General features: G+C 67.3%; 17 protein-coding genes and 1 tRNA gene. 7 read left to right on the forward strand and 11 right to left on the reverse strand.

Features of this window, described 5'->3' with window-relative positions:
- Nucleotides 1-34 precede the first annotated feature (34 nt).
- Entirely contained in the window at nucleotides 35-1,054 is a 1,020-nt protein-coding gene (locus AT701_RS23160; RefSeq protein WP_058127713.1) for a polysaccharide pyruvyl transferase family protein, read from the reverse strand.
- Between the two features lie 350 nt (nucleotides 1,055-1,404).
- Between AT701_RS23160 and AT701_RS23165 the strand changes: the two genes are divergently transcribed.
- Nucleotides 1,405-1,977: a class I SAM-dependent methyltransferase gene (locus AT701_RS23165; RefSeq protein WP_003896139.1), complete on the forward strand. Its 573-nt coding sequence runs from the start codon at nucleotides 1,405-1,407 to the stop codon at nucleotides 1,975-1,977.
- 7 nt (nucleotides 1,978-1,984) lie between these two features.
- On the opposite strand, the gene AT701_RS23170 is transcribed toward AT701_RS23165, so the two are convergent.
- Together AT701_RS23170 and AT701_RS23175 are read right to left on the reverse strand one after the other, a co-directional pair.
- Nucleotides 1,985-2,665, reverse strand: coding sequence for an O-methyltransferase (locus tag AT701_RS23170; protein WP_058126679.1), 681 nt, complete (start codon nucleotides 2,663-2,665; stop codon nucleotides 1,985-1,987).
- 88 nt (nucleotides 2,666-2,753) lie between these two features.
- Complete coding sequence (locus AT701_RS23175; RefSeq protein ID WP_058126680.1) at nucleotides 2,754-3,995, reverse strand: glycosyltransferase; 1,242 nt, start codon at nucleotides 3,993-3,995, stop codon at nucleotides 2,754-2,756.
- A gap of 144 nt (nucleotides 3,996-4,139) precedes the next feature.
- On the opposite strand from AT701_RS23175, the gene AT701_RS23180 reads away from it, so the two are divergent.
- Nucleotides 4,140-7,193 (forward strand): MMPL/RND family transporter, encoded by a 3,054-nt coding sequence (locus AT701_RS23180; RefSeq protein ID WP_042510664.1) that lies wholly within the window; start codon nucleotides 4,140-4,142, stop codon nucleotides 7,191-7,193.
- Between the two features lie 33 nt (nucleotides 7,194-7,226).
- On the opposite strand, the gene AT701_RS23185 is transcribed toward AT701_RS23180, so the two are convergent.
- Nucleotides 7,227-8,003, reverse strand: coding sequence for an SDR family oxidoreductase (locus AT701_RS23185; protein ID WP_011730054.1), 777 nt, complete (start codon nucleotides 8,001-8,003; stop codon nucleotides 7,227-7,229).
- A gap of 171 nt (nucleotides 8,004-8,174) precedes the next feature.
- On the opposite strand from AT701_RS23185, the gene AT701_RS23190 reads away from it, so the two are divergent.
- Together AT701_RS23190 and AT701_RS23195 are read left to right on the forward strand one after the other, a co-directional pair.
- On the forward strand, nucleotides 8,175-8,900 hold the full coding sequence (locus tag AT701_RS23190) for a DUF899 domain-containing protein (RefSeq protein WP_011730055.1): 726 nt from the start codon (nucleotides 8,175-8,177) through the stop codon (nucleotides 8,898-8,900).
- Nucleotides 8,897-9,367 carry an SRPBCC family protein gene (locus AT701_RS23195; RefSeq protein WP_011730056.1) on the forward strand — a complete coding sequence of 157 codons (471 nt, stop codon included), beginning with the start codon at nucleotides 8,897-8,899 and terminating at the stop codon, nucleotides 9,365-9,367. Before AT701_RS23190 ends, AT701_RS23195 begins: the two co-directional genes overlap by 4 nt.
- A gap of 3 nt (nucleotides 9,368-9,370) precedes the next feature.
- On the opposite strand, the gene AT701_RS23200 is transcribed toward AT701_RS23195, so the two are convergent.
- A complete protein-coding gene (locus AT701_RS23200) occupies nucleotides 9,371-10,591 on the reverse strand; it encodes a L,D-transpeptidase (RefSeq protein WP_014878133.1) in 1,221 nt (406 codons plus the stop codon).
- 149 nt (nucleotides 10,592-10,740) lie between these two features.
- Between AT701_RS23200 and AT701_RS23205 the strand changes: the two genes are divergently transcribed.
- Nucleotides 10,741-10,816 (forward strand) — tRNA-Lys (locus AT701_RS23205).
- Between the two features lie 96 nt (nucleotides 10,817-10,912).
- Here AT701_RS23205 and AT701_RS35295 read toward each other — a convergent pair.
- Nucleotides 10,913-11,074 carry a hypothetical protein gene (locus AT701_RS35295; RefSeq protein ID WP_003896147.1) on the reverse strand — a complete coding sequence of 54 codons (162 nt, stop codon included), beginning with the start codon at nucleotides 11,072-11,074 and terminating at the stop codon, nucleotides 10,913-10,915.
- 862 nt (nucleotides 11,075-11,936) lie between these two features.
- On the opposite strand from AT701_RS35295, the gene AT701_RS35300 reads away from it, so the two are divergent.
- The gene (locus AT701_RS35300) at nucleotides 11,937-12,098 is read left to right on the forward strand and encodes a hypothetical protein (protein ID WP_003896151.1); all 162 of its coding nucleotides are present in this window, start codon (nucleotides 11,937-11,939) and stop codon (nucleotides 12,096-12,098) included.
- An 88-nt stretch (nucleotides 12,099-12,186) separates the two neighbouring features.
- On the opposite strand, the gene AT701_RS23235 is transcribed toward AT701_RS35300, so the two are convergent.
- The gene (locus AT701_RS23235; protein WP_003896152.1) at nucleotides 12,187-12,414 is read right to left on the reverse strand and encodes a DUF3618 domain-containing protein; all 228 of its coding nucleotides are present in this window, start codon (nucleotides 12,412-12,414) and stop codon (nucleotides 12,187-12,189) included.
- A gap of 104 nt (nucleotides 12,415-12,518) precedes the next feature.
- Here AT701_RS23235 and bcp point away from each other — a divergent pair, with 104 nt between their 5' ends.
- Nucleotides 12,519-12,992, forward strand: a complete 474-nt coding sequence (gene bcp, locus AT701_RS23240) for a thioredoxin-dependent thiol peroxidase (RefSeq protein ID WP_011730061.1) — start codon at nucleotides 12,519-12,521, stop codon at nucleotides 12,990-12,992.
- Between the two features lie 11 nt (nucleotides 12,993-13,003).
- Here bcp and AT701_RS23245 read toward each other — a convergent pair whose 3' ends face one another.
- The 4 genes from AT701_RS23245 to AT701_RS23260 are packed head-to-tail and all read right to left on the reverse strand — an operon-like array spanning nucleotide 13,004 to nucleotide 25,101.
- Nucleotides 13,004-14,011: a calcium/sodium antiporter gene (locus AT701_RS23245; protein ID WP_011730062.1), complete on the reverse strand. Its 1,008-nt coding sequence runs from the start codon at nucleotides 14,009-14,011 to the stop codon at nucleotides 13,004-13,006.
- A 6-nt stretch (nucleotides 14,012-14,017) separates the two neighbouring features.
- On the reverse strand, nucleotides 14,018-15,346 hold the full coding sequence (locus tag AT701_RS23250; RefSeq protein WP_058126681.1) for a dipeptidase: 1,329 nt from the start codon (nucleotides 15,344-15,346) through the stop codon (nucleotides 14,018-14,020).
- A gap of 35 nt (nucleotides 15,347-15,381) precedes the next feature.
- Nucleotides 15,382-15,774, reverse strand: coding sequence for a holo-ACP synthase AcpS (acpS, locus tag AT701_RS23255; protein WP_003896157.1), 393 nt, complete (start codon nucleotides 15,772-15,774; stop codon nucleotides 15,382-15,384).
- Between the two features lie 57 nt (nucleotides 15,775-15,831).
- Nucleotides 15,832-25,101, reverse strand: coding sequence for a type I polyketide synthase (locus AT701_RS23260; protein ID WP_058126682.1), 9,270 nt, complete (start codon nucleotides 25,099-25,101; stop codon nucleotides 15,832-15,834).
- Nucleotides 25,102-25,238: the final 137 nt, after the last annotated feature.

Below are 25,238 nucleotides of genomic sequence, written 5' to 3' on the forward strand. Positions count from 1 at the left end.
GTGGCCGCGCCCTCGACCGGTCGGCGTGATGTGGTCATGACGCGTGTGGTCCGAGTTCGGCTCGCAAGACGTCGTACTGGGTGTCGAGTCGCGCGCGCAGCACGTCCACGGCCGCGCGGGTCTTCTCCCGGATCGCCGCGGCATCGTCCAGCGTCGCCAAAACCCGCTCCACCACGGCAGACACACTCAACGCATCGGTACGCAACAACGACCGCTCATCATCGATCGACAACGCGAAATCACGGCACTTGGGCTGATACTCCAACGAGATCACCGGCGTCTGCGACAACGCCGCCAAAATCCCCGCATGCAAACGGCTCACGATCACCGCCGAACAACCAGCAAGCTCCGCAGCCGCCCCCGCCGCATCGACCGGCGCCACGATCCGAGCCCCCGTACCCGCCAACGCCTGCTCGGTCCACCGACGATCCGCACCGTTCATCAAGATCCCCACAAACCGGAACCCACGCGCCGAAAGCTCCCGCACCGCCCCAGAAATCACATCAGCCACACCAGCGGGGTCGTGGCCCCACAGGTCGTCGTCGCCGAACCCGAGGTTCAACCCGATCACACCGTCCTGCGGCACCACCTGCGGACGATCCAACAACAACGCCGGATCACCGGCCACCGTCACCTCAAGACCCGCATCCGCCAGCAACTGCGCACTCCGCGGCCCCCGCACCGAGACCACCCGAAACCGCGACAACAACGGAATCCAGCGCCGCAACTCATCAGGCCCCGACGCATTCTGCGTTCGCGGGTACGCCGGGTCCTCGACCCCTGCGCCGATGGCGTAACTGCCGCGCGTTGCGGTCAGCTTCAGGCCGCGGGCCACGAGCGGACGGAAATAGCGTGTGCCCAAGAGGGTTCCGCCGCCGATCACCTGCGCGCTGCGCCGCAACAAGCGGTTACGACCCGACACCACCGCACGCAACCGCTCCCCCGGCAACACCGGAAGATCCACAAACCCCGCGCCCGGCAACTGCGCACACACCGCGTCATAAATCGCGTCATCACCCAGATTGCCCCGACCATGCCACCCCAGATAACCCACCAAGGGACGCACAGTGGCGGCGGTCGCACGATTGTCGGTTGCCCGGTTCAGGCTCATGAAAACTCTCTGGCGTTCGGCTTGAATTGTCATCGAAAAGGTGCGCGCCGTCCGTCGCACTCGCAGATGGGCGGGCCGATGAAGGATCCAACGGTACCCCGCCACGTGGCCTGCGGCCATCTTCGGTCATACTGGTGGTATCCGGTCGGCCCACGAAAAGACGCGTTTGTCGCGTCGATGCTAGCCTCCCGGAAAACAACAGGTGTGGTGGGCGGCCCCGATCCGGGTCGCCCCGATTGCGGCGCACCGATTCGACGACGTCGAAATTTCACATGCTCGAGGAGTTTTAGCAAATGTTGAGAGCGCTTGGCGCCCTGCGTCAGAAGACCGATTACCGGCGATGGGCCGAACCTCGCAACATTTACTCGTCATGGGAGAGCCGCACGCAGCGGGCGGCCGAACTCATTCCGGACGGCAGCCGGGTCATCGAATTCGGCGCTGCCAAACGGGTGCTGGAACGCCATCTCGACCCGTCGTGCACCTACGTGCCGTCCGACATCGTCGATCGCGGGCCGGGAACCATCGTCGCCGATCTCAATGACCGCCCGCTACCGGACTTCGCCCCGGGCACCTACGACGTCGCGGTGTTCATGGGGGTTCTCGAATACATCCAGGATCTGCCTGCGCTTGTCGACTGGCTCGCCGAACGCTTCCCGAAGTGTGTGGTCTCGTACGCGTGTGCGCGTGATGACGCGCATTCCCTGCGGGCACTGCGGGAGAAGGCCGTACGCCTGCAGCACGGCTGGATGAACAGCTACACCGGCGATCAGCTGCGGTCGGAGTTCACCGCACGCGGCTACGCGGTCACCCACGAAGAGAGCTGGGAGAACCAGCAGATGTTCGTGTTCTCACAGCTCCCCCGCTGAGCGGTCGCTACCGGCACTCGGCAAGTCCGAGTCGGTTGTTGCGGCGGAACTCGACCGCACCCACGACGTCGTCCGAACGGCCGATCTCCAGCCATGCCTCGTGCATGCCCTGGCCGTATGTGATGTCGTCGAACAAGACCAGGCCGCCAGGCGACATCAGCGGCTTCAGGATCTCCCACTGCTGCATGACGAAGTCGTAGGTGTGGATTCCGTCGACGAACGCGATGTCGATGGATCCCGGAACCTCCGTCACATGTTCCTCAAATGCCCCACGCGTCAACGTGAAACGCTGCGTCAGTTGCGCGATGGACCGCTCGGCGACGGCCGCCCATGAATCGTTGATCTCGAAGCTGTACAGGTGTCCGGTGCCGTTCGACTCGATGCCCACACCGAAATACATGCCCGACACCCCGAATCCCGACCCGAACTCGACCACGGTCTGGGGCTTCCGTTGCATGACCAGCCACGCGTAGAGGTCACCCTGGAACGGGGGCGAACTGACGTCGCGCGGAGTGAATTTGGCTTCCGGCATGTCGTATTCGGGCGCGAGGGCCTGGGGGCCCAGTTGTTCGTGGTTGGCAGCCAGGATGGCTTCTATCCGGTCTTTGTGCGGTGCGGGCGGGAATCGGCTTGGCATATCGGCGATCCAGCCACCGCGCGTGATCCACTTCAACGAGCGCGTAAACATTGATGCAGTCTAGCCAGGCACCACGACCCGTTCGCCGGTGCACCGCGGAATTTGCCGGCTCATGATCGATCTTGGTTCACAACAACATTCACGCCGGCATCGGGCGCGCCGCCGCCTCGAGGAGGTCGGCCGTCATCCTGACACTGTCCGCCGGCGTCGTCATCTCGTCGGCGATCTGCCGTGCCCGAAGCGCGGCCCGCGGCGTCAGCACCGTCTGCAGGCCCGCCAGAAGCGAGTCGGGGGTGACCTTCGAAAACCGTTCTGCGGTACCGGCTTGCAACCGTTTCACAGCCGCCGCCCAGACCGGCTGGTCCGCGCCGACCCAGAGGATCAGCGTCGGCCTGGCGGCCCGCAGGCCCGCCGCGGTGGTACCGGCACCACCGTGGTGCACGACCGCGCGGCACAGCGGGAAGATCTTGGCGTGGTTCACCGCGCCGACCACCTTGACGTGATCGCTCTCGGGTATCGCGTCGAGGTTCCACGCGCCGGAACTGATCAGGGCGCGCTCCCCGAGCCGGGTGCACACAGACGAGATCATCGTCACAGCGTCGGCGGGAGATTGCACCGGCATGCTGCCGAACCCGAAATAGATCGGCGGCTTTCCACTTGCGGCCCAAGCTGTCACGTCGTCGTCGGTATCGGTGGGAAGTTCCAGCGTCAGCGCCCCGACAAAAGGACGTGTTCCTCGCCACTCTTGCCGCAGGCCGGGAAAGAACACCTCGTCGTACGCCTGGATCTCCAATGTGCCACTCGAGACGATCCGGTTCACCGAGCTGGATCTGGCGGGCGCAAGCCCCAATTCACGTCGCTGAGCGTCCTCCGCGCTTTTCAGGATCTGCCAGTAACCCCACTCCGCCACCGCCCACATCGGCTCGACGATTCGCCCGGGTAGCCGGATCGGAAGAATCTGGCTATTGGCCCGGTGCGGGAAGTAATGCAGCGCTGCCAGCGGAATCTGTTCACTCTCGGCGACATTGGCAACGACTTCTTGATACGTGGTGCCGGTCAACAGCACGTCGGCGCCATCGGCCAATGCGGCCACGGTGGCACTCATCTCGGCCCATCCGCCCACCATGTATTCCCGGCCCTCGCGGATCGCTTTGACCGGATTGCGGATTTTCCAGAAATCGCGGAACGTGTCGGCATCCAATTGCTGTTGAGAATCCACGCCGTAGGATTCCGCAGACAACCCGATACGTTCCACGAACGGAACGAGGTTGGGCGGCACCGCCATCCGCACCTCGTGGCCGCGGCGACAGAGCTCGGTGGCCACGGTTGCGCTCGGTTCGATGTCGCCACGGGTGCCGTGGATCGCCACTACAAATTTCATCGTCATCCCGGATTGCTCGGCAGGCGTGGGATCCCCGAGGTGCCCGCCCGGACAACAGCACGCTATAAGGGACGGGCGCTTCCCACAAACCCCGCAAAACGTTGACGCAGTTGAGAAGGTCGCAATCCGTGTAGCATGACGGGGATGTTCCGGCGCTTCGTGCCGCGAAATTGGTTGTCGCGGGTAGGATTCTCCGGTCTTGGGAGATTCATAGTTCGCCATCCCCTCGTAGTCATCGCCTCCTGGTTGGCGGTCGCGGGTGTGTTGCTGGCGGCTGTCCCTTCGCTGCCCGCAGTCGCCGAACGTAATCCCCCCGGCTTTCTGCCCGCCGATTCCGAGGTGTTCGCCGCCGGCAATGCCATGCAGGAGGCATTCAACGAAACAGGCGGCGGAAATGTCGCGATCGCCATCCTCAGCAACGAGAACGGGTTGACGCCGGCCGACGAGGAAACCTATCGCGCGCTGGTCGACAAGCTACGGGCCGACACCGAATACGTGTTGTCGACACAGGACTTCGTGACCATCCCCGAACTGCGTCAGGTGATGACCAGTGAGGACAACAAGGCGTGGCAGTTGCCGATCAGCGCGGCCGGAACCATGGGCACCGCGGAGGGACAGAACGCCTACCGGCAGATCGTCGACACGGTCAAGTCCTCGACGGCCAACACCTCGCTTTCGGCCGAGGTGATCGGTCCGGCCGCGACGTTCGAAGACGTCGTCAAGATCGGCGAACGCGATCAGCACGTCATCGAGATCGCCACCGTGCTGATCGTGCTGATGATCTTGATCATCGTCTACCGCAACCTCGTCGCGATGCTGCTCCCCCTCCTGATGATCGGGATGGCCCTCGTGGTGGCCGAGCAGTCCGTGGCCGGTCTGGGTGCGATCCATCTGATCGGTCTGGGCCCGCAGACCCTGATGCTGATGACCGCCATGATGATGGGCGCGGGCACCGACTACGCCATCTTCCTGTTCAGTCGCTACCACGAGTGCGTACGTTCGGGGCTCAGTTCCGACGACGCCGTCGTCGAGGCGCTCGACTCGATCGGCAAGGTGATCGCCGGTTCGGCGGGCACGGTCGCCATCACCTTCATGGGGCTGGCGTTCACCGACCTCGGCGTCTTCTCGACGGTCGGCCCCGCGCTGTCGGTCACCATCGGCTTCGGGTTCGTCGCATCGGTGACCCTGCTGCCCGCGATGGTCGTGCTCGCGGGCCGCCGCGGCTGGGTCAAACCCCGCAAGGACCTCACCGGCCGGATCTGGCGGCGCTCCGGCGTACACATCGTGCGCAAGCCCGTCATCCACCTCGTCGCCAGCCTCACCGTGCTGCTCGCGCTGGCCGGCTGCGCAATGCTGGTGAACTTCAACTACGACGACCGCAAGAACCTGCCCGACGATGCGCACAGCAACATGGGTTACGCGGCGCTCGACAAGCACTTCCCGGTGAGCAGCACCGTCCAGCAGTTCATCCTGATCCAGTCCCCGCACGATCTGCGCAGCCCCAAGGCACTGGCCGACATGGAGCAGATGGCCCAGCGCGTGAGCCAACTGCCCGACATCGAGATGGTCCGCGGCGTCACCCGTCCCACGGGCGAGATGCTCCAGGAGGCCAGGGCGACCTGGCAGGCCGGCGAGGTGGGCGGCAAGCTCAATGACGCGTCCACCCTGATCGACGCCAACGACGCGAACCTCTCCACGTTGAGCGGAGGCGCGCACAAGCTCGCCGATGTCCTGGGCCAGATCAGCACGCAGGTGACCAACGCGCTCGTGACGGTGCGGCCACTGGCCGGCGCGCTGGCGGACATGGAGACCAAGTACGGCGGCGAGAAGACCCTCGACCAGATCGATCAGAGCGCCGAACTGGTGGCCAACATGCGCTCGCTGGGCCGCGCGATGGGCGTCAACCTCGCACGCATCACCGACGTGTACGACTGGTCCGCGCCCATGGTGCGCGCCCTCAACGTCAGCCCGGAGTGCAACCTCGACCCGGCGTGCGCGGCGTCGCGGTCGGATCTGCAGCGCATCGTCGAGGCCAAGGACAACGGAAACCTCGACAAGTTCGCCGAACTCGGACGCCAGCTGGAGTCCACCGAAGGTGACGAGACCCTCGACGAGGCGGTCTCCGGTCTGCAGCAGAGCATCAAGGAGGCCACGGCGGCCGCTCGGGAACTGGGGCTCGAAGACGCGAGCAGCGTCAAGCGACAGCTCGACCAGTTGGAACAGGGCGTCAACCTGCTCGCCGATTCCAGCCATCAGCTCGCACAGGGCGTGCAGCTGCTCGTCGACCAGACCAGGAACATGGGCCAAGGCCTCGACCAGGCCTCACAGTTCCTGCTCGCGATGAAGCGCGACGCGTCGGATCCGCAGATGTCCGGCTTCTACATCCCGCCACAGATCCTCACCCAAGAGGAATTCAACAAGGCCGCAGCGCTTTTCGTCTCACCCGACGGCCGCTCGGTCCGGTATCTGGTGCAGACGGCCCTCGACCCGTTCGGCACCGCGGCCATGGACCAGGTCAAGGACATCGTGAAGACGGCCGAAAGCGCCCGTCCCAACACGTCTTTGACGGACGCGAAGATCTCACTGGTCGGTTTCTCGTCGATCCAGAACGAGATGCGCAACTACTACGACGGCGACCTCCGATTCATCATCACCGTCACCCTGATCGTGGTGTTCCTGATCCTCGCCGCGCTGTTGCGGTCGATCATCGCGCCGATCTATCTCGTGTTGTCCGTGGTCCTTTCGTACATGTCGGCACTGGGCATCGGTGTGGTCTTCTTCCAGTTCATCCTGGGCAAGGAGATCGTCTGGACCGTTCCCGGCATGGCGTTTCTGGTGCTCGTCGCCGTCGGGGCCGATTACAACCTGCTGTTGATCTCGCGAATACGCGACGAGGCGGCACACGGTATGCGCACGGCCGTGATCCGCACCATCGGCGCCACCGGCGGCGTCATCACATCAGCAGGACTCATCTTCGCGGCATCGATGTTCGGCCTGACGTTCAGCAGCCTGCTGGCCGCCGTGCAGATCGGTTTCATCATCGGCGTCGGCCTGCTGCTGGACACGTTCCTGGTGCGCACCATCACGGTGCCCGCCGCGGCCGTGCTGATCGGCAAGCTCAGTTGGTGGCCGACGAAACCCCCTGCCCCAGAGCCTGCCCCCACCGAACCGACGGTGGCACCCGCAGCCCAGGCGTGAAACCCGCTGCGCCGCAGCGGATCACGTAACGGACTATTCGGCGGGCTCCCGCCCCTGCCGCCGACGGATACGCGGCGACAGCTGCACCACCTCGGGAACCACGGTCGGATTCTCGAATGCCGTCACGACCAGCGACACCAGGGTGTTGGCGACATCGCCGAGCGCCGACATCCGCGCAGGCAGCGCCCCTTGTTCCACCCACAGCTTGAGCAACTGGTCGAGCAGGTCGCGATCGGCACCACGCAGGATCTCGGTGTCCTCGGTGGGGCCCACACCGACCCGGATGACCGACAACTCCGGATGCTCGCTGCGCCACGAATGCAGGATCTCGTCGAGGGCGGCCTTGCTCGCGCTGTAGGCGGCCACACCCGCTCGCGGACGGCCCACGTCGTGGCTCGACGCGATGAGCACCACGCCGTTGTCGGCCAGCCTGGGCACCGCGGCGCGCAGCACGTTGTTGGCGCCCAGCGTGTTGACGTTGAACGCGTGCAGCCAGGAGGCGACGTCGGTGTCTTCGATGTAGGCGAACGGGATCACCGTGCTGGTGAACACCACGGCATCGAGACCGCCGAGGGCGTCGGCAGCCTCGTTGACCACCCGCGTGATCGCCGCGGGGTCCTCGACGTCGAGTTCGAACGCATGTCCCCCGATACTGTCGGCGAGGGTCTTGAGCAATTTGATACGCCGCGCCGCCACCGCGACATCGATGCCACGCTTGGCGGCACTTTCCGCGACGGCGTGTCCGATGCCCGACGAGGCACCGACGACGAGGAGACGCAGGCCGGCCGCATCGGGTGGTTGGCTGCTCATTCTTGTCTACCTACTTCCGTGCTCGTTACTGAGTGCGTGTTTTAGGTCACCCTTCGTTTCGGAGGACAGTACCGAACGCGATGAGTTCTGGACGCGAGGTGGGTCTGTACAGAGTCCGTGGATGTCGAAACGGAAGCCGACACGAACCACTTCAGACGCATAGGAGATCCGATGACGACAGCGATACCTCCGGTGGTCGACCTCGAGACCTGGCGCGCCGCGCTCGGCGACCTGCGCAGGCGCGAGAAGGCCGCCACCAGAGAACTCGACGCGATCGCCGCGGCGCGCAGGCGCCTGCCCATGGTTGAGCTGCCCGAGTACACGCTCGTCGGCGCCGACGGACCCGTACGGCTCGCCGACATCTTCGCCGGCCGGTCGCAACTCATCACCTATCACCACATGTGGACCGACGGTGCCGAATGGCAGTGCGGTGGATGCACGGGATACACGTCGCAGTTCACACGGCTGGATTTCCTCGACAACTACGACGCCCGGTTCGTCGTCGTCACCAACGGCCCCATCGACGAAGCGCTGCGGTACCGCGCCAAGGTCGGCAACATGATGGAGTGGTACTCGTCGTCGGAGAGTTCGTTCGGCGCCGACGTCGACGCCGCCCCCGGCGAGGGGTTCGCGGTCAACGTGTTCCTGCGGGTGCCCGATCCCGCGGGCGATCCGGACAGCGACCCCAAGAAAGACAAGGTGTACCGGACGTGGCACACCAACGGCCGTGGCACCGAACAACTGAGCCACACCTTCGCGCTCATCGACCTGCTGCCCTACGGCCGCCAGGAGCAGTGGCAGGACTCGCCTCAGGGCTGGCCGAAGCACCCCACATACTCGGGCTGGCTCGACAGTCCCGACATCGCCCGCCTCTACGGGGAGAAGGTTCAGGCATGAGCACCACGAAGCGTTACGTCGTCACCCGCAGGATCCACGCCGCACCGCAGGACGTGTTCCGCGTGCTGGCCGACCCGGCCCGTCACAAGGACACCGAACCGGGCGACTGGGTACGCGACGCGATCGACCCGCAGCCCATCACGGACACCGGCCAGATCTTCGCGATCAACATGTTCCTCGAACAGGCAGGCGGCCACTACGTCATGCACAACCGGGTCACCGAGTACGACGAGGACCGCACCATCGCATGGGAGCCGGGCCTGCTCGACGACGCGGGCAACCACTCGCCCGGCGGTTGGTTCTGGCGCTACGACCTTCAACCCGACGGGGACGCCACCGCGGTCACGCTGACCTACGACTGGACGGACACGCCGCAGAGTTTCGCCGATCAGATCGGCGGCATGCCACCGTTTCCCGAGCAGTTCATCGCCGAGTCACTGGCCACGCTGGACCGCGCGGTGCGATAGCGCTCAGATGCTGGCGTTGCCCGCGCGCCACTGCTCCCACGGGATGTTCCAGTCCCCCAGACCGTCGGTGCCGGGAAGCAGCGAGCCGACGGTGTTGCGCACCTCGACGATGTCGCCGCGCTTGGTGTTCTCGTAGAACCAGCGTGCGTTGGCGGTGCTGACGTTGAGGCACCCGTGGCTGACGTTGCTGTAGCCCTGGCTGCCCACCGACCACGGCGCGCCGTGGACGTAGATGCCGCTGTAGGACATCTGCGTGGCGTAGTCGACCTCGGTGCGGTATCCGTTCGGGGAGTTGACCGGAACGCCGTAGGTGGACGAATCCATCACGAGGTGTTCGTAGCGGTCGCCGATGATGTAGACGCCGTTGTTGGTCGGCGTGCTGTTCTTGCCCATCGAGATCGGCATGGTCTTGACGACCTCGCCGTTGCGGCGCACCGTGAGCGTCTTGGTGTTGTCGTCGGCGACCGCGATGACCTCGTCACCGATCTTGAAATGGGTTTCGACGTTGTCCTGCCCGTAGAGGCCGTCGCCGAGTTCGACGCCGTAGGTGTTCACCTGTACGTCGACCGTGGTGCCGGGCTTCCAGTACTCCGCGGGCCGCCACCGCACCTCGCGGTTGTTGAGCCAGTAGAAGGCGCCCTCGACCGGCGGCGTGGTCTTGACCGTGATGGCACGCTGCGCGGCCACCCGGTCGGAGATGTTCTCGTCGAACCGGATCGCGATCGGCTGGCCCACCCCGACGACCTCGCCGTTGTTGGGCAGCACGTACGGCATCGTCAGGTTCTGCGGCGAGTGCGTCTCGAACTGGATGCGGCGGTTGGTCACACCGCCCAGTCCGAGTGATTGCGCGACGAGTGTGTACTGCTCGTTGTAGTCCAGCGGGTCGGTGGTCGACCACGTCAGCCCGTCGGGGCTGAGTGTGCCCGCGACGGGCGAGCCGCTCTCGTCGGTCATGCTGACGCCGCCCAGAACTCCGTTCTCGGCGGTGACGGTCACGGGCGACTCGACGGTCACCCCCACCGCGCCGTCGGTCACCGAGGCGTTGACCCGCGGCACCAGGAGGTCACCGAAAGGCGTGCCCTTGTCGGCGATCACGGGCGCCGGACCGTCCTGTTCGTCCTTACCGCAGGCCATGAGACCGAACAGCAATGCGGGCACCATGGCGACAACCGCCGACCGGAACAAACTCCGGCGCGGACGGATCACCGTCGTTACCTGCCCCATCACGCTCCACCCCTTGCATACGGCTGTGCCGAACCAGTTCTTCGCACAAGTTTAATGGCAACTTCGCACCCATCCGCCGTGAGCGCTCGCACATGCTCTGGCCTGCGGATTTCACGCTTGGGCAGATGTCCTGTTATTGTCTTCACCGCGCGCCGTTAGCTCAGTTGGTAGAGCAGCTGACTCTTAATCAGCGGGTCCGGGGTTCGAAACCCTGACGGCGCACCACATATCGCGAAAGGGCGGGCCGAGTGCCCGCCCTTTTGCTTTCGTCCTGCTCTTGTGAGTCCCGACCTTTCGGTCCACCGCGTGCGCTGACGTCCCTCAGCCGACGCGATATCGGTCGGAGACGCTCTGCTCGGCCTCTTCCAGGAGCATCTCGACCGCGCCCGCCAGATGCGCCGCGGCGTAGCCGCTGTCGCGGTACTGCTCGCTCTTGAAGCGGTCGAGCTCCCGCCGCAGATCGCCCAGGGTTTCGTCGCTCACATGTGCCATAGGACCTCCCGACCCGTGCTGAGGGACGCGCCGTCGGGCCGCGGCGACGCCGCGCCGGCAAACGCCGGCGTCAATTCGACCGCGGGAAGCGGCATGATGTCTGCGGCAAATCCGAGGAAAATTTGCTGCACGACACGTTCCCCCTGATCACACGATTCATCCGTGTTGCAACTGCGCTTGAATTGTCGATCCGCTCCCCGCACCGGACCCGCCTTCGACCTTAGCTACACAGACTGGCAGTAGCAACCGTTCGAGCGATAACAGCCGATCACCCGCGGGCCGGTCGCCGACCCCCGCACCGGCAGCGGTTCGCCCGGCACAATCGGAAAACCGCTGCGCACCACCGAAAAACAGCTTTGCCGATGCGGCGCACCTCGCCGGGCAGTGCGGTCGGTGCCGTCAATCGCCGAGCAGACGTCGACGTCCAGCAAACGTCGCGACCCCCATCACGCCTGCGAACACGCTTCACCGGCAACCGTTACACACTCGACCGTTCCACGACGTCGGCGAACTCGGCGTGTTCGCTGGACACCCGGGTTCGAGACAAGTTCAAGATCAACACGACCCCCTGCGGCGATCCCGCCACGGATTCCGTACCCTTTGCCCATTTGCGGTGCCGATTTCCTCCGTCATACCACGTCACCAGCACTGAAAATGTGCTGTTATCAAGATCAAACACCGAGGTCACGTGCACTTTTGTATAATTACTGACGCTTACGAAAGTTACTATCCGGTTCCGAGATTCGGGACATAGCCTGGTCAGACCGCAGACATGCTGTTATTCTTAAGTTAGCTGACTTATAACGTCCAACTTCACACGCGGCGATCACGCCAGGATTCGAGGTATTAGCTGATGACCACGGCAGGTAACCCGATACCCGCGGCGTCGCCCACCTCGCAGTTCGTTGCTGCCGATCAGCCGATCATGGTCTACAGCTGCAGCCGCCTCGGACGTGTCGCCAATCCTCCCAGTTTCTCGCTGGCCGGCTGGCTGCGAACCGGCCGGCGGCGCTGACCCGCCTGCGCATTCACCGGTCCACACAGTGAAAGAGCCCGCCGGTGAAACCGGCGGGCTAACACGTTGCGAGGCGGGTCGAGGCGGATCAGTGCCGCTTGATCCGGCGCACGACCACGATCACGACGATCGCGCCCACGCCCGCGAGTGACGCCGTCACCGCGGGCTTCCTGATGAACCCCACGACTGCGGCCCTGATGTCGTCGGCGACCCGTTGCGGGTTGGCACGCTCGGCCAGCGAGTCGACAGTCAACGCCAGCCGATCGCGGGCCTCGTCGATCTCGCGCTTGATGGTCTCCGGATCGCGGTTCGCCACTGTTTGCTCCTCTAAGCCGGTCCGTGTCGTGGTGCCCTGCCGCACTACCCTAGATCAGCCGGCACCGTTCGATCGGTACCGCCCGACGAGAAGGGATCTTGTGCATGCCGCCAACACCCCGTCTACAGGCAGGTGACACCGCACCCGCGTTCAGTCTGCCGGATGCCGACGGCAACACTGTCAGTCTCTCCGATTACCGGGGCCGAAAGGTCATCGTGTACTTCTACCCGGCGGCATCCACCCCGGGGTGCACCAAGCAGGCCTGCGACTTCCGCGACAACCTCGCCGAACTCAACGACGCGGGCCTCGACGTCGTCGGGATCTCCCCCGACAAGCCCGAGAAGTTGGCCAAGTTCCGCGACAAGGAGGGTCTGACCTTCCCGCTGCTGTCCGACCCCGACAGGTCGGTGCTGACGGCCTGGGGGGCGTACGGAGAAAAGACCATGTACGGCAAGACCGTTCAGGGCGTCATCCGGTCCACGTTCCTGGTCGACGAGGACGGCAAGATCGCCGTCGCGCAGTACAACGTGCGCGCCACCGGCCACGTCGCCAAACTGCGCCGCGACCTGTCGGTCTGACCGCGTGACCTTCAGGTCTGTGTGAACAGCAGGAAGGTCAGGTACGCCAGGTAGGCCACCACCATCGCGCCGCCCTCGGCGCGATGGACGCGGCGCCCCGAGAAGAAGACCGGGATCAGCAACAGGGTCGCGACGACCATGACGGGGATGTCGATCCACACCAGGCTCGAGTTGAGCGGCAACCCGTCCGCAGGCACCAGGCACGTGGCGCCCAGGATCAGCACGATGTTGTAGACGCTGCTGCCCAACAGGTTTCCGATCGCGATGTCGCGCTCGCCGCGCACCGTGGAGACGATCGTCGTCACCAGTTCGGGAGCCGACGTGCCGATCGCGACGATCGTGAGCCCGATCAGCGCGTCGGAGACCCCGAATTCGCGTGCGATACCCACAGCCCCCTCGACGAGCCAATCGGCCCCGACGACCACGACGGTGATACCGACGATCGTCATCGCGAAATACCGTACGAGGCTTCCCGTGTCGGGCATGTCGGGTTCACGCTCTGCGGCGCCGTCGTCGCCTGCCGGCTCACCTCGGTACGCGTACGCGTACTCGTCGACGACGTCCCGGCTCTCGACCCGCGCCGAGCGCACCACCACCACGGTGTACGCGACCGCGGCACACAGCAGGATCACGCCGTCGACGCGCGACAGCGTCCCGTCGATGCACAGCACCCAGAACAGCACCGCTGCCACTGCCATCACGGGCAGATCGAGACGCAACGTGCGCCGCTGAATCGCCAAGGGCCGCAACAGTGCACTGAGCCCGAGGATGAACAGCAGGTTCACGGTGTTGGTGCCCGCGATGTTGCCGACCGCGAGCGCACCGCTACCCTCGGTGGCCGCCGTCACGCCCACGGCCAGTTCGGGCAGACTCGTCCCGATAGACACCACCGTCATACCGACGACGATGGGGCTGATACCCATTCGCGACGCCATCTGGGCACCACCGCGAACCATCACCTCTGACCCGAACGCCAGGGCGAGCAGGCCCGCCACGAACCAGGCAGCGCTGCCCAGCACGGTCCGTCAGCGGCCGAGCGCGTCGAGCAGCAACGCCTCCGCGGTCGCGGCCTTCTCGAACACCCCGAGGTGCAGGCTCTCGTTGATGCTGTGGGCTTGTGTGCCCGGATCTTCCACACCGGTCACCAGGATCGTCGCGTCCGGGAACGCCGCGGCGAACTCCGCGATGAACGGGATCGACCCGCCCATCCCCATGTCCACGGGTTCGTGGCCCCAGGCCTTGCCGAACGCCGCGCGGGCGGCGTCGTACACCGGCCCGCTCGCGTCGATGGCGTAGGGCTGCCCGATGTCACCGGGTGTGACCGTGACCTTCGCGCCCCACGGCGTGTTCGCCTCGAGGTGACGCGTCAGGGCCTCCAGATGCGCGCGGGCATCGCCGCCGGGGGCCACGCGCATGCTGATCTTGGCGCGCGCCCGCGGGATGAGGGTGTTCGACGACTTGCCGATGGGCGTGGTGTCGATCCCGATGACGGTCACGGCGGGCTTGGCCCACATGCGTTGCACCACTGAGCCCGAACCGATCTCGGACACGCCGTCGAGCAGACCGGATTCCTGCCTGACCCAGTCCACGCCGCGGTCGACGTCGGCCGCGGTGGCCTCGTGCAGACCTTCCACCGCGACGTTGCCCTCGTCGTCGTGCAGGCTCGCCAGCAGCCGTACCAACACGCTCAGCGCATCGGGAACCACGCCACCCCACAGGCCGGAATGCAGGCCGTGGTCGAGCGTGGCCACCTCCACCACGCAGTCCGCCAGACCGCGCAGCGACACCGTGAGCGCGGGTTGTTCGGTGCTCCAGTTGTCGGAGTCGGCGATGATGATGACATCGGCGGCCAGCGCGTCGCGGTGCGCCGCGAGCAGCGCGCCCAGCGACGGTGAACCGGACTCCTCCTCGCCTTCGACGAACACCGTCACGCCGACCGGCGGCTTGCCGTCGAAGGCGCGCACCGCCGCGAGATGCGTTGCGATGCCTGCCTTGTCGTCGGCGGTGCCCCTGCCGTAGAGCCGGCCGTCACGTTCGGTCGGCTCGAACGGCGGTGAATCCCATTGCGCCGGGTCACCTTCCGGCTGCACGTCGTGGTGGGCGTACAGCAGCACCGTCGGCGCCCCTGGCGGCGCGGGGTGGTGCGCGATGACCGCGGGCGCGCCGCCCTCGCTCACGATGCGGACGTCGCCGAACCCGGCATCGGTCAGCAGCTTCGCGACCGCCTCGGCGCTGCGTGTCACCTCGCCGCGGCGGGCCGGATCGGCCCACACCGATTGGATGCGGACCAGATCCTCAAGATCCGCCCGCACCGAAGGCAACACCTGCTTGACCCGCGCGACCACATCACTCATACCGGTGAGCCTAGTGGCGAGGTGGCGGAGTGCGCCTAGGGCTCTTCGATGATCGCGACCGCGGCGGCGGTCTGATCCTCGTGCGTGAGCGACACGTGGATGGTCACGTCCTCCAGGTGTTTGGCGATCTCACCGGACAACCGCACCTTCGGACGGCCCCACATGTCGGTCACCACCTCGATGTCGCGGTGGATCCCTTCCGGCAGGGCGGGCCGCTTGGAGAACCGAGAGCTCGACCAGGCCTTGATCACGGCTTCCTTGGCGGCCCACCGGGCCGCCAGGTGCCGGGCCGCCGACGAACTCTTGTCCGCGGCGTCCCGGCGCTCACCTGGCGTGAACGTCTCGGCGAACACGGTGCCCGGCCGGTCGACCTGCTCGGCGAAATCCGGGATGGACACCAGATCGATACCGACTCCGACTATCGCCATAGAAGCGAACCTAGTCGACGGTGTCCTCGCCGAGTCACTCCACTCCCTTCGACACGATCACAGGACGTACTGATCGTTCTCGCCGAGGCGCGCGTCCGTGCTGAGCAGCATGGCCGCCTCCTGGCGCTTCTCGGGCACGTCGTGGTCGAACCGGCGGTCGGCAGGCTTCTCGTACATCGGCCGCCCACCGGCGATCGCGCTGACCAGCCGTCGCTGACCGGCGAGCATGCGCTGCTCGGCCCGCGTGCGGTAGTCCTCGCGCTCGGACGGATCCAGCGCGGCGATGAACGCCTCGGGATGCACCAGCGCCACCAGACCCGACACGTGCCCGAACCCGAGGCTGGTCACCAGACCGGCCTTGAGCGGGAACTTGCCGCGCAGGTCCAGGGGCTCACGCACCCACACGAAGTGGCCCGAGGTGGCCAGCTCGTCGTCGACGCAATCCAGGCTGCGGTTCGGCGGGATGACCCCGTCGCGCAGGATCTGGCACAGGCCCATCATCTGGAACACCGCGGCGCCGCCCTTCGCGTGACCGGTCAGTGTCTTCTGGCTGACGACGAACAGCGGGTTACCCGGCGCCCGGCCCATCGAGTCCGCGATCCGCTCGTGCAGCTCGGTCTCGTTGGGGTCGTTGGCCAGCGTCGAGGTGTCGTGCTTGGAGATCACCGCGATGTCGTCGGCACCGACGCCCAGCTGGGCCAGCGACCGTGCCAGCGTCGACTCCCTGCCGCCGCGGGCGGCGCCCAGGGCACCGAGTCCCGGAGCCGGGATGGACGTGTGCACACCGTCGGCGAAGCTCTGCGCGTAACCGACGACCGCGAGCACCGGCAGACCCATCTTGAGCGCGAGATCACCGCGGGCCAGCAGGATGGTGCCACCACCCTGGGCCTCGAGGAACCCGAGCCTGCGACGGTCGTTGGCGCGCGAGAACTTCGAGTCGCTGATGCCCTTGGCCCGCATCATCTCGGTGTCGGCCGTGGCGGCCATGTCACCGAATCCGATGATGGCCTCCAGCGTCAGATCGTCGAAGCCGCCGGCGATGACCAGGTCGGCCTTGCCGAGCTTGATCTTGTCGACGCCCTCTTCCACCGAGACCGCTGCCGTGGCGCACGCACCCACCGGGTGGACCATCGCGCCGTAACCGCCCACATACGACTGCATGACATGTGCGGCAACGACGTTCGGCAGGACCTCCTGCAGGATGTCGTTCGGCTTGGCCCGGCCCAGCAGGTTGCCGTGGTACATGGTCTGCATCGAGGTCATGCCGCCCATGCCGGTGCCCTGCGTGGACGCCACCTGGCTGGGGTGCACCCAGCGCATCAGCTCGGTCGGTGTGAAGCCGGACGACAGGAACGCGTCGACGGTCGCGACGATGTTCCACAGCGCCACACGGTCGATCGAGCTCGCCATGTCCGGGCTGATGCCCCAGACCGTGGGGTCGAAGCCCGTCGGGATCTGCGCACCCACGGTCCGCGACAGCTTGGTCTTGCGCGGCACGCGGATCTCGGTGCCCGCCTTGCGGGTCACCTCCCAGTCGGACGAATCCGGCAGCGGGCGGGCCACGGTGTGCTCGGGGTCGAACTGCACGAACGCACGCGCATCGGCCTCGCTGGACACCACGAACGTGAAGTCCTTGTCCAGGAACACACTCACCAGCAGCGGCGACGCGTGATCGGGGTCGATCGCGCCGTCGTCGACGAACTCGCGGATACCGCAGCGCTCCACGACCGCGTCGTGATAGCGCTCCACGATCTCGCACTCGGGCACCAGTTCACCGGTCTCGGTGTCGTACCAGCCGGCCTTGGGATCGTCCTCCCACTTGACCATGCCGGTCGTCCACGCGAGTTCGAGCACGCCGGCCGCCGACAACTCGCCGGAGACCTCCATCTCGAAGCGCGTGCGCGACGAACCGTACGGGCCGAGTTCGGCACCACCGACGATGACGACCAGATCGGCCGGGTCGACGTCGAGGTCGTCCCATTCCGGAGCCGGCGCCGGGTTGTAGCCCCGCGGCGGCGACGGCAACGCGCGGATGGTTCCCGCGGGCGCCTCGTCGTCGGATTCGTCTGCCGCACCGGACATCTCCTCGCGGGCCTTGGCAGCCAGCTCGGCCATGTCGATCTTGATGTCGCCCAGACCGCCGGTCAGGTCGACCTTCACCGGCGCACCCGCCGCGGCCACCTTGGTCTCCACCGTGCAGAGATCCAGCAGCATCGCCGCCATCTCGTCGGTGGTGTAGGTGGTCACGCCTGCCTCTTCGACCGCGCTGACGATGGCGTCGTTCTGGCCCATCAGGCCGGTGCCCTTGGTCCAGCCGATCAGCGCATGCGCCAGGCTGACCCGCTCGGCCCACGACTTCTCGGCGCTCCAGCGGTTCTCCAGCGCGTCGAGTGCCGATTTGGCCTCGCCGTACGCGCCGTCGCCACCGAACATGCCGCGGTTCGGCGAACCCGGCAGCACGACGTGCAGACGCGACGCGATGTCACGCTCGGCGCCGATCTTCGACAGCCCGCTGATGAGCCGCTGCACGGCCCACAACAGCACCTTCATCTCCATCTCGGCGCGCGAGCCGACCTCGGACATGTCCCCGGCCACACGCGGTGCGGCGAACGGGAACAGCAGCGTCGGGGTCTGCGCATCCTTGAGGTGGATCGACTGCGGCCCAAGGCTTTCGGTCTGCTCGGTACCGACCCACTCCACGAGCTTGTCGATATCGCTGTAGGAGGCCATGTTCGCCGGGACCACCCACAGGGTGGCGTCGAACCGGGCGTGGTCGCGGTAGAGCTGCTTGTAGAACGCGAGCCGGTCGTCGTCCAGACGCGAGGTCGTGGCGATGACCGTGGCGCCGCCGTCGAGCAGCTGCCCGACGACCGATGCCGCGATCGAGCCCTTCGACGCGCCGGTGACCACAGCGACCTCGTCGCTGTAGCGGCCCTTGCCCGGGTTCTCCGCACCGGCGGCGATCCGGCCGAACAGCGACGCGTGGACGTTGCGGCCCGCGGCAAGCGCCTTGCCCTGCCACCAGTTCGCCTGTGTCGCAACCACATGGCCCGTGCCCTCGAAGCGCTGCGAGAGCTGCTCCCACTGCGCGTCGATGTCGCCTTCTTCGGCCAGCCAGAGCTTGACCAGGTCCTCGCGGGCGCTGGCCCACCGGTCGTCGAACACCACGGCCTTGCGGGCGTCGAACGTCGGAGCCACCAGACGCGGCCAGTCCGAACCGAGTTCGGCGGTGACCAGGTCGATCAGCTCGGCGTCGGTGGCCGCCTCCGGGGTGGTGACGACGTCGGAAAGACCCAGCTGGTTGAGCACCAGGCGCGCGGCCGAGGCCAGCACACCGTCGGGACCGGTGACCTTCTCGGCGAACTCGCCGAGTGCCGCGGAGTCCACGACACCACCCGAGGCGCCACCCGCCGACGGCAGCGAGACCGAAATCCCGCGCCGCGCAGCGACTGCCGCGACAGCGCCGTCGATGACCTTGTCGACGTCGGCCGCCGACGCCAGAGCACCGGCGTGCAGACCACCCAGGTCGCCACCGCGCACGCTGCTGCCCTCACGCGTGCCGAGCGCGAACTCGACGGTCACGTGCTTGGCCCAGCCCGGCCCCAGCTCCCAGGTCTTGGTGACGCGCTCGGTGATGTACGCCGGACGTTTGCCCGACGGTCCGAGCACGGTACGCAACTGGTCGTTGATCGCGTCCGAGAGCACCGGGCCGAACGGCTTGTAGGTGCGGGCGAGCTTGGTCACCTGCCCCTTGAGCGCACCCAGATCCGCTTCTGCCGCACCGTCGATCGCGCCGAGGTTCAGCTCGGAACCGAGGTCGACCAGCAGCTGGTTACGCCGCGAGGACGCGCCGTCGGTGATCGACTCGATGGAGTCGAGCGCCTCGATCTGGTCGATGCGCATCTTGGCGCTCAGCGCGATCAGCGCCACTGTCGCGTCCGCGGCATCGAACGTGATGTCGTCGGGGCGGGGTCCGCCGGACGGCGCCGCGGGCGCGGCGACCGGAGCCGGGGCCGCCGCAGCAGCAGGCGCCGCCTCGGCGGGCGCATCTGCCGTGGGCTCGTCGGCCTCGGGCTCGGGTTCCGGATCGGTGTCGGTGGCGAACAGCACCGCGGCGTCACGCTCGGAGTTGAGCACCTCGACGGTGCTGTGCGAGTACTCCGGGAGCTTGAGCGTGTTGGTCGCCAGGCCGGCCACGGTCGGGGCCGACTTCACGCCGATCTCGACGAACCGCTCGACACCGAGACCGCCTGCGGCCTCCTCGATGAACAGCAGGTCCTGCGTCTCGATCCAGCGCACCGGGCTGGCGAACTGCCATGCCAGAAGCTCGATGACGACCTTGCGGCACAGTTCCTTCGGCTTCTCGTTGCGCCACGTGTCGTAGTCGGCGAGCACCTCGTCGAGCGGCTCGGCGGGCACCAGGTCCCGGATCTCCTGGATGAAATCGCGGTCCAGGGTGAACGGCCGGGGCACCAGGTTCGGGATGTAGCGCCCGATGATCAGCTCGGGATCCTTGTCGCGCGGCATGACGCGCTCCAGGCTGCGCCGGAAGTCGGCCACGCCGACCCGCAGCACGCTCGAGTGGAACGGCACGTCGATGCCGGGCACCAGGATGAACGACCGCTTGCCGCCGGTGATCTGGCGACGACGCTCGATCTCCTCCTCCAGCGCCTCCAGGCCTGCGACCGTGCCCGCGATGGCGTACTGCGAGCCGCGCAGGTTGAAGTTCACGATCTCCAGGAACTCACCCGTGCGCTCGGAGATCTCGGCGACGAAGTCCTTGACGTCGGCGTCGTCGAGGTCGATCTGGCTGGGCCGGATCGCGGCCAGGCGGTAGTTCGACCGGCCCAGTTCGTCACGCGGCACGATGTCGTGCATCTTGCTGCCGCGGTGGAACACGACCTCAAGCAGTGCCTCCAGCTCGTACACGCCGGACACGCATGCCAGCGCGGTGTACTCACCGACGGAGTGACCGCACGCGATCGCGCCCTCGACGAACGCACCCTGCTCACGCATCTCGGCGACCTGCGCGGCCGCGACGGTCGCCATGGCGACCTGGGTGAACTGCGTCAGGAACAGCACGCCGTCGGGGTGGTGGTAGTGCACGCCCGAGGCGATCAGGCTGGTGGGGTTGTCGCGCACGACGTGCAGCACCGAGAACCCGAGGGTCTCGCGGGTGAACTTGTCGGCCGAGTCCCACACCTTGCGGGCGGCCTTCGAGCGGGCACGGACCTCCATGCCCATGCCCTTGTGCTGGATGCCCTGGCCGGGGAACGCGTAGACGGTCTTCGGGGCCGCCAGGCGTGCGGTCGCCGCCATCACCAGCTCCGAGCCGATGCGTGCGGAGACCTCCAGAACCTCTGCGCCGACGTCGATTCCGACGCGGTCGACGCGGAAGTCGACCTGGTCGCCCGGCTTGACCATGCCCAGGAAGCGCGCGGTCCAGCCGATGAGCTTGGCCGGCGGGACGGGCTTGCCGTCGGTGGCGGTGACGACGTGCTGGGCCGCGGCCGAAAGCCACATGCCGTGCACGATCGGGCCTTCCAGCCCGGCCAGCAGCGCTGCGGCGCGGTCGGTGTGGATCGGGTTGTGGTCACCCGAGACCACGGCGAACGGACGCATGTCGACGGGGGCGCCCACGGTGACGTCGCGACGGCGGCGGCGCGGGGTGTCGGTGGCGTTGTCGGAGATCGCACCACCGGCGCGCACCGGGTCGGTCAGTTCGGCCGCACCGGTGCGGCCGCGGATCGCGAACCGCTCCTCCAGCGTGGCCAGCAGCGCGCCGTCGGCGGCGTTGCGCACCTCGACCGAGACCGGGACCACGCGGCCCACCTCGGTGTCGGTCGCCGCGGAAGCCTTTGCGGTGACGGTGAATTCGGCCGGCTCCTTGGGCAGCTCGGCCAGCAGACGTGCGGCGTGGTCGAGGTGCACGAGGCTCAGCAGACCCTCGATGACGGGGAATCCGGCGTCGGTGGCCGCCGAACCGATCGCGGCGAACACCGCGGGCCAGCAGCGGCCGACGAGGGCGTCGGGCACGACGGTGAGCGTCGGGGCCAGCGGGGCGCCGAACGTCGCGGTGACACCCGTGTGGTCGGCGACGCGCTCGGGATCCCAGTCGACGGTCACGGTCGCGGTGTTGTCGACGACCTTCGGCAGGTTCTCCGGTCCCTCGACACCGGCCGCGATCGCGAGCACGGCGCGCATGGCGGTCGCGGCGTCGTCGACCTCGACGATGGGCGCGCCACCGCTGCGGACCACGTCGGTCAGCGTGAAGCGGATCTCGATCCAGGTGCCGGACAACGGAACCGACAACACGACGTGCTGATCGTCGGCGACCTCAAGGCGTGCGCCCGTGGACGGGTGCGACGCGGAGCGGTTGTCCGAACCTTCCCGCACCTGCCACTCCGTGGGCGCGGCGATGCGGTGCACGGGGTTGACCGACATGCGGCCGGCCCACAGTACGTCGGGGGCGTCGAGCACGACGGCCAGCGGACCGCTCGCGTCGCGACGGGCCTGACGGCGCGAGAGCACCTCGACGGGCTCGGCGCCCGCGCCGAGCACCTCGTCGACCGCGGCCTGCTCGAAGCGGTCCAGCAGTTCACCGACGGGCTCGTCGACGCGGGTGATGCCCGCGACGGCCGCGGTGCCCGGGATGACGCAGACCTGATCGGCCTCGTAGCGGGCGTCGTGCGCCTGCCACAGCGAGTCACTGCGCCACCAGCGGCGCACGTCCTTGTCGATGACCGGGACGAAGTTGACGGGCTTGCCGAGCGTCTTGCACAGCTCGACGAAGAACGGCACGTCGGCCGGGTGCAGGACGACGGTCTCGGCGTCCGGGTAGCGCTGCAGCAGCGCGGTGATGGCGGCCTCGGGGTCCTCCAGCAAACGCTCGCCGTCGGCATCGGCGTCGAACAGCGTCTCGATGGGCCCGAAGTCCTGCGGGTGCAGACGCGCCTCGGCACGCTTGAGCATCTGCTCGAAGCGGTCGCGCCAGGTGATGTCGAGCCACGGCGAATCCGGGCGCTTGGTGTCGGCGGTGCTGTTGCCGTCGCCGATCGCGAGTTCGACGTAGCGGCGCAGCCACTGCAGGTAGGTCATCTCGGCGACGTCACCGAAGTACGGCTTGGCGGTCTGCGCCATCGCGGCGATGATCTCGTCGCGGCGCTCGGCGACCGCGTCGGCGTCACCGGCGACCTCGTCGAGCAGACGCCCGCAGCGTGAGGCGGCGTTGTCGATCTCGTGGATGTCGGCGCCGAGCTGGCTGCGACCTGAGGCCATGCCGTTGGCGGCCTTGCCCGCACCCACCCACGCTTCGGTGCCCTTGGTCTCCACCAGCAGCTGCTTGACCTGCGGGCTGGTGGTCGCCTCCAGCGTCGCCATCGCGGCGGTGCCGACCAGGATGCCGTCGATCGGCATGAGCGGGTAGCCGTGCACCTCGGCCCAGCGGCCCGACAGGTACTCGGCCGAACGCTCGGGCGTGCCGATGCCGCCGCCGACGCAGATCGTGATGTTGGAACGCGACCGCAGCTCGGAGTAGGTGGCCAGCAGCAGGTCGTCGAGGTCCTCCCATGAGTGGTGGCCACCGGCGCGGCCGCCCTCGATGTGCACGATCACCGGCTTGGTGGGGACCTCGGCGGCGATGCGGATGACCGAACGGATCTGCTCGACCGTGCCCGGTTTGAACACGACGTGGCTGATGCCGACCTCGTTGAGTTCGTCGATGATGTCGACGGCCTCTTCGAGGTCCGGGATGCCCGCGCTGACGACGAGGCCGTCGATCGGGGCGCCGGACTGCCGGGCCCGCTGCACGAGGCGCTTGCCGCCGACCTGCAGCTTCCACAGGTAGGGGTCGAGGAACAGCGTGTTGAACTGGATCGCGCGGCCGGGCTCCAGCAGGGTCTCGAGCTCGGCGATGCGGTCGTTGAAGATCTGCTCGGTGACCTGCCCGCCGCCTGCGAGCTCGGCCCAGTGGCCTGCGTTGGCGGCCGCGGCGACGATCTTGGCGTCGACGGTCGTGGGCGTCATGCCCGCGAGCAGGATCGGGGAACGCCCGGTGAGCCGGGTGAACTTGGTCTCGAGCTTGACCGAGCCGTCGGGCAGCTTCACCACGGTCGGGGCGTAGCTGGACCACGGGCGGGCCACCTCGGGCACCGCGCCGACGGTGAACAGGTTGCGCTGGCCGCCGCGGGTGGCCGCCGGGACGATGCCGATGCCGAGGCCGCGGATGACGGGCGCGGTCAGCCGCGTCAGGATGTCGCCGGGGCCCAGGTCGAGGATCCAGCGCGCGCCTGCCTCGTGCAGTTCGGTGATCTCGTCGACCCAGTCGACCTGGCGGACCAGGATGGATTCGGTGAGCTCCTTGGCGAGCTCGACGTCGAGGCCCACGGTCTCGGCCCAGCGGCCGACGATCTCGATGCCGTCGGACAGGCGCGGGGTGTGGAAGCCGACCTCGACCTGCACGGGGTCGAAGACGGGAGCGAAGACCGCGCCACCGCGCAGCTTGTTCTTGCGCTCGGCCTCTTCCTTCTCGGCGATCTGGGTGCAGTACAGCTCGAAGCGCGACAGCTGCTCGGGGGTTCCGGTGATGACGACCGAGCGGCGTCCGTTGCGGATGGACAGCACGGGGGGCAGCACGGTGCGCACGTCGGAGGAGAACTCCTCGAGCAGCTCGTAGATGCGCTCGGGGTCGGCGTTGGTGACCGACACCATCGGCGGGCGGTCCCCCAGCACGGTGATGCCGCGGCGACGCGCGACGAGGGTGCCCGCGGCACCGATCAGCTGCGCCAGGGCCAGCAGCTCGACGTCCTTGGCGCCCTTGGCGGCCAGCGCCTGCACCGCCAGCACACCCTGAGAGTGGCCTGCGACGGCGACCGGCGGGGTGGCGGTCAGATCCATGCCCTGACGCGCCAGCGCGCGTACCGCGGCGATCTGGGTGAGCAGGACACCCGGCACCGACACGGCGGCGGACGTCAACTGCTTGTCGGAGGGCACGGGCTCTTCGGCGGCCAGTGCACGCACCCACTGCAGGGGCTCGAAGCCGATCGGGCGGACGACGACCAGTTCGGACGCGACGGGCTCCAGCAGCAGCTCGGCCTCACCGGCCAGCGTCGCGAGCTCGGACTCGATACCGGCCGAGGACACCAGTTCCTCGAGGGTCTCCAGCCACGCGCTGCCCTGGCCGCCGAACGCGACGGCGTAGGGCTCGCCGGCACTGAGCCGGTCGACCAGGGCGTGGGCGGTGTCGGCAGCATTCCCGTCGGCCGTACGGTCAGATCCGGACTCGTCGTTCCAACCGGCGGGGACCCGGTCGTGTTCGTAGATCGTCACTGGGCGCTATCTCCTCGTGCTGCTCTGTCTGCTGCTGTCGTTGTCGCGTGTGGGCCTGTCGCGCAGGGCGGCGGCTCGGTGGTCTTGCGGGATCTCGTGGTGGTCTGTGGCGGTCTCGTGGGCGCGACCTGGGCGCC

This window comes from Mycolicibacterium smegmatis (assembly GCF_001457595.1).
Taxonomy (GTDB): domain Bacteria; phylum Actinomycetota; class Actinomycetes; order Mycobacteriales; family Mycobacteriaceae; genus Mycobacterium; species Mycobacterium smegmatis.

Coding starts and splice junctions, on each gene's coding strand:
- AT701_RS35300 (WP_003896151.1), top strand. CDS start 11,937: ATGACCACGGCAGGTAACCCGATACCCGCGGCGTCGCCCACCTCGCAG.
- AT701_RS23195 (WP_011730056.1), top strand. CDS start 8,897: ATGAGCACCACGAAGCGTTACGTCGTCACCCGCAGGATCCACGCCGCA.
- AT701_RS23175 (WP_058126680.1), bottom strand. CDS start 3,995: ATGAAATTTGTAGTGGCGATCCACGGCACCCGTGGCGACATCGAACCG.
- AT701_RS23180 (WP_042510664.1), top strand. CDS start 4,140: ATGTTCCGGCGCTTCGTGCCGCGAAATTGGTTGTCGCGGGTAGGATTC.
- AT701_RS23185 (WP_011730054.1), bottom strand. CDS start 8,003: ATGAGCAGCCAACCACCCGATGCGGCCGGCCTGCGTCTCCTCGTCGTC.
- bcp (WP_011730061.1), top strand. CDS start 12,519: ATGCCGCCAACACCCCGTCTACAGGCAGGTGACACCGCACCCGCGTTC.
- AT701_RS23190 (WP_011730055.1), top strand. CDS start 8,175: ATGACGACAGCGATACCTCCGGTGGTCGACCTCGAGACCTGGCGCGCC.
- AT701_RS23250 (WP_058126681.1), bottom strand. CDS start 15,346: ATGAGTGATGTGGTCGCGCGGGTCAAGCAGGTGTTGCCTTCGGTGCGG.
- AT701_RS23165 (WP_003896139.1), top strand. CDS start 1,405: ATGTTGAGAGCGCTTGGCGCCCTGCGTCAGAAGACCGATTACCGGCGA.
- AT701_RS23170 (WP_058126679.1), bottom strand. CDS start 2,665: ATGTTTACGCGCTCGTTGAAGTGGATCACGCGCGGTGGCTGGATCGCC.
- acpS (WP_003896157.1), bottom strand. CDS start 15,774: ATGGCGATAGTCGGAGTCGGTATCGATCTGGTGTCCATCCCGGATTTC.
- AT701_RS23200 (WP_014878133.1), bottom strand. CDS start 10,591: ATGGGGCAGGTAACGACGGTGATCCGTCCGCGCCGGAGTTTGTTCCGG.